Source organism: Nocardiopsis synnemataformans, from assembly GCF_965343085.1.
Classification (GTDB): domain Bacteria; phylum Actinomycetota; class Actinomycetes; order Streptosporangiales; family Streptosporangiaceae; genus Nocardiopsis; species Nocardiopsis alborubida.
Window position 1 is genome coordinate 1 of record NZ_CBDRFA010000148.1, and the last position, 4,582, is coordinate 4,582.

Sequence of the window (4,582 nt, forward strand, 5' to 3'; positions counted from 1 at the left end):
CCCATGCCTAGCAGCTCCGGATGACAGACGGGGATTCGGGAGCCCTCCGGGGCACGGCCTCCACCAGCACCCGACCTCGGTCAGGGAACAAGACCGACAAGACGACGGGGGGACTCGTTCTCCTCCCCGTCCAGGTCCTCCGTGATCACCAGGGCGCCAGGGGCGAGAAGCATGGATTCCGGCGGGGGAGCCAGCGCCGGGACAACACCCCGTGATCCGTCGTTGTCCGGTCGCCTCTGCACTTCGACCCCCAGATCGATGACGCGCGATTCCCCGCTGTCCCAATCAGTAACCACCAGCTGTGCTGGGTTCCACGACAGCTTGTCCGTATTTCTCTCGTTGACGTCGAGCCATGCGATTGATTCCTCCAGCGCCACAGTGAAGCTGCCGTACGAGCGGTCCAGGGGTTCCGAAGCGGGAACGGTTACGGAGTGTTGGACTTCGCCGGACAGGTCGGAATAGGAGTACTCGTGCTCGTACTCCCTCTCCTCAAGCTCCTCGAGACTTCCGGACCCTCCCCCCTCGGAGGTGCTGCGCACGCTCACGACGGCTTCCTCAAGGATTCCGAACGCTGTGTCATCCCGACCGGTGAAGAAATCCGTGTCCGTGAGAGTCTCTCCGGTCACCGGATCCAGCAACCATTCTTCGTAGTAGCTACTTCCTATGGCGGCTGCCGCAACCACACCTGACTCAGGTTCGACTGCGACATCAAACGGTGTAAGGTCGATGGCTGCGTTCACTTCGAGTTCATGCCGCCATAGCTCAGACCCGGTTTCGATGTCAATCCCGATCAGAGCAAGCGTGTGATCCTTAACCCCACTCAAACCCCCAGGCTCCAGAACACTCTCGTCCACAAAGCTGCTGGAAACTATCAGCACACCCCTGGAGACCATAGAACTTCTTGCAACGAAATATCTTTCTTCGTCCCCGCCACTCTGGCCTGGAGATGCAGACCAGAGCTCTTCATCGTTGCCCAACCCCAGGGAGACAACCTCCCCCCCTCCTGGTTCATGATCTCGGTAGATAATCCGAGAATCGTTGGACAACACACCTAGTTTTTCGTTCCCTGGCGTGTATGAGGAAGACCCAGAGCCGTCGAAGGGCATGCGGGCAAATTCTACGACCTGACTCCCCTTGACATCTCCGGTGGAAGCATCAAGGAGTACGACCTCATGAACAGGAGGGGGTTCCTCCTCACCCTCGGGTTCTTCTTCGTGGGCGCTGTACGACACAGCGACGGTTTCCCCGTCCGGGGTGACATTCATGCTTGTCGCCTTCTCACCCAGGCGCCGGTACCTCCACAGCTCTTCCCCAGTTTCTCCGTTCACCCCGATCACCCCGTCGGAGACGTACACGGACAACCCATAGGACATGGGGCTAACGTGCCTGATGCTTGTTTCCTCCGGCGAACTCCACGTCCAACCCACAGAGCTCACGTTCGCAGGGTTCTCCAGGACAGAAGCGGGTTCGGTGAGGGTGACATGATCAACCTCAGGCTCTCCCCAGCCAGGAAAGACGGAACACGAGACTAGCAGAGGAAGAGCAAGAAACGCAAGGACCGGACTTCTCTTATCCATTACCATAATACCGTTCACCCCGAGACGCCCATGGCGCCTTCCATCGCATCCGAAAAGCTTTCGAAATGTGAGTCCATGTCGAAACCCCCCGAGGAAATCGGGGCATCCTGACCCCGGACCTCTTTCCATGCCTCATCCCGGAGAGATCGACTTTCCTCGTGCCCCAACCCCCACCCACTCCAATCCCTGATGAAGTCTCCATCGCCATCGATCATTTCAGCAGGGATGCGACCACCTCCCCCATTTGTTGAGTCATAGAACGCCCCGAGAGCGACATCCCGGATAGTTGCATCGAGCATGGGAGAAATATTGTTGTACATCTGCTGCTCATCTGGCAGGTCCATCGCACTGGGGTCCAGCGTTTCTTCCTTGAAAAACTCTTTCAGGAAGGCCTTGATCGGCTCAGCGACAAGCGGCTCAGGGATCCCAGCCGCCATCATGTCAATCCCGTAACCCATGGATGTGTTCTGACTCATAATCGCGTCATCATGGCTCTCAAAACGAGTATGTACGGCGTCGGCCATACCGAACCCCACCAGGTTCCACAAAAACCCTGTAGCCCTGGCCGACTCCTGATCTTTCGCTGATTCTGGATTGGTGAAGTAATCGTACACACTGTCCTGGGTGTAGTCATGAGCAGCTTCAAAAATGCGTCCCATAGATTCACCGTCCCCGGAAATCAGGCTCGTGAACTCCCTGCGGTCACCCAGGCCTATCACCAACCCCTGACTCGAGTTGTAACTGGTTTCCATATCACCATTCATGCTCTGCCCACCATCCATGACGACCGGGCTGGCGAACGTCTCAATATAGGTTTCGAATATTCCAGCGAAACTATCCGATATCTCCGGGTTCAGGAGTCCCATCGGCGCGTTTCTCCAAGTGAACTCCTCTCCGTCCGGCCCCTCACCCACCACGTCGTACTCGGTGCTGCTGAGCTCCTCCTGGGCCTCCGGGTCGGTGATGATGTTGATCAGGCCCTCGAATGCCCGGTCAGCCCGCTCCTTGATCGCGTCGTCGCCCGAACCGCCGTCCTCGGCGATCCAGTCCGTCAGTCCTCTGACGGCTTCGCCGCCGTGGTCCCAGTCATGGCTGAATAGGGCCGCGACCAGTGCTGCTTCGTCGGTCCCGGCCTGGCTCCCGGGACCGACGAACTCCACCGGGTGCCGGTAGCTCTCTCCGTCGGGGTACTCACCGGTAAGGATCGTGTAGTTGGCGTCCGTGTTCTGCGTGGCGAACTCCAGCATGGTCCGCAGGGTCTCCTCTGCGGCTCCACCGGTGTCCGTGCTCTCAACGGCGCCCGCGACGGTACCGATCGCATGAGCTGACAGTTCCGTGCCACCCTGGATCGGATGACCGGTCTCTTCCTTCGTCGTCTGGTTGGCGCTTTCGAACATCTCCGTCAGCGTCTCGAAGTCCCCTGCCCAGTCAGGCGAGTAACCGTTGCTCAACCCCGACGTGGGACTGTGCATCCTCGGACCCTCGATCGTGTCCCTGACCACCTCGGGCAGGTTCTCGTAGTCGCCGCCCATGCGTTCGTCGGAGGCGGCGAGGACGGAACCACCGATCACGGCCAACAACTGGTCCCGCTGTTCCTGTGACAGGTGCTCGCTGTCACGAATGGCTTCGATCGAGTTGAAGAACTCGTGCTCCTGCGCGTCAAGGTTGGAACCCGAGGTCGTCCCCTGGCCGCTTGACTCCGTCGCGTCCGCGTCGTTCAGGTGAGCGTTCAGATCGTTCAGGATCTCCAACTCACGTTCGGTGAACTGGCCACCGTTCTCCTGTTTGCGCGCGACGTATGCCATGAAGGCGTTCATCAGTGCGAGGTTCTCGTCAAGCCGCTCCAGAGCCGCCTCGTCGCCTTCCGCAGCGAGCTGGATGGTCTCGCCTATCTCGGAACCGTCCATGCCGGGCGGAACCGCGAAGTAGTCCTCGTCCCCCGTGACGACATACAGAATCCCACCGGGAACATCACCCAGGTGCCCTGCTTCGGTGAGGGTGCGAATGTGCTCGGGGGTTGGGCCGTCCGCCAGCATGTCGGACACTACTGCGGCCTGCTCCTCCAGCGAGCCCCATGCCTCGTCAGCCTGCGGCTGGTATTTATCGACCGAGGCCTGCTTCTCGGAGTCGGTCTCCGCTCCGGCTATGTCATGCCTGAAGTTCTCTTCGATCTCCTCGGCCCGGTTGTTGTAGTTCTGGACTGCCACGCGGTACGTCGAGATAACCCCCACAGCGTGGATACAGGCTGTCAGAGCGCTGCTCCACGCCTCTTCATTCTCGTCCACCGCCGCCCTGATGTCCTCGGACACCAACTCGGAGAACTCCGTCGCGGTCGTGTTGGCCACGGCGTTGTAGCTGGCGGATTTCCCACAGATGTTCGAGTACATTTCGTCGAACCTCTGCTGTTGGCTCTGCAACAGATGGACGCTGACGTCGCACTCTTTGATAGATATCTGGTAGTTTTCATCGGCCATGGACGCGTCTTTCAGTTATGGTGGGGGTGGGGGAGAAAAGGCTAGAACTCTTATCCGTTGACCGCGCGTTCGAGGATGGGGGCACTCGACGTTGAGCGATATTCCCATGCGGCCTCAGTGTCGGTACGTTCGCCCTCTGAAGCCGCTGCCTGGATGTTCGTGGCGAGGGTCCGAGCATGCCCCTGGACATCCTGCATGTGCGTCTCCTGCTCGGTTCCGAAGGAACCCCATCCCGTCACGCCCGGCGCATGGGCCATGGTCGTCTCGACGTCTTCCACGGCTTCGGTCCAGTCGTCAGCGAGATCGCGGAGTCTGGAGGCGGCGGTGAGGGATGCGTCTCCGCCCGCATAGGCCTCAGTAGCGTTCATACCGACTGCCATGATCTCTCCTGCACTTCGTTCTGCATTGACCTCGCATGCAGCAGGCCGACGGTCGCGGACGCCGTTGGCCCTGCCATGGTCGGCACTGTCTACGTGCACACCCGAGCAGAAACGGTGGGTAATGTCCCGAATGCCGGATGTCGACGACACT

General features: G+C 59.8%; 3 protein-coding genes. All 3 read right to left on the bottom strand.

What is annotated here, in order from left to right; all coding sequences use genetic code 11:
* Positions 1-80: 80 nt before the first annotated feature.
* A complete protein-coding gene (locus tag ACSIH6_RS39005; RefSeq protein WP_435113862.1) occupies positions 81-1,577 on the bottom strand; it encodes a PQQ-binding-like beta-propeller repeat protein in 1,497 nt (498 codons plus the stop codon).
* A gap of 14 nt (positions 1,578-1,591) precedes the next feature.
* A complete protein-coding gene (locus tag ACSIH6_RS39010) occupies positions 1,592-4,051 on the bottom strand; it encodes a TPR repeat domain-containing protein (protein ID WP_435113864.1) in 2,460 nt (819 codons plus the stop codon).
* 50 nt (positions 4,052-4,101) lie between these two features.
* Positions 4,102-4,582, bottom strand: a 481-nt coding sequence (locus tag ACSIH6_RS39015; protein WP_435113866.1) for a hypothetical protein, incomplete at its 5' end; no start/stop codon positions are given.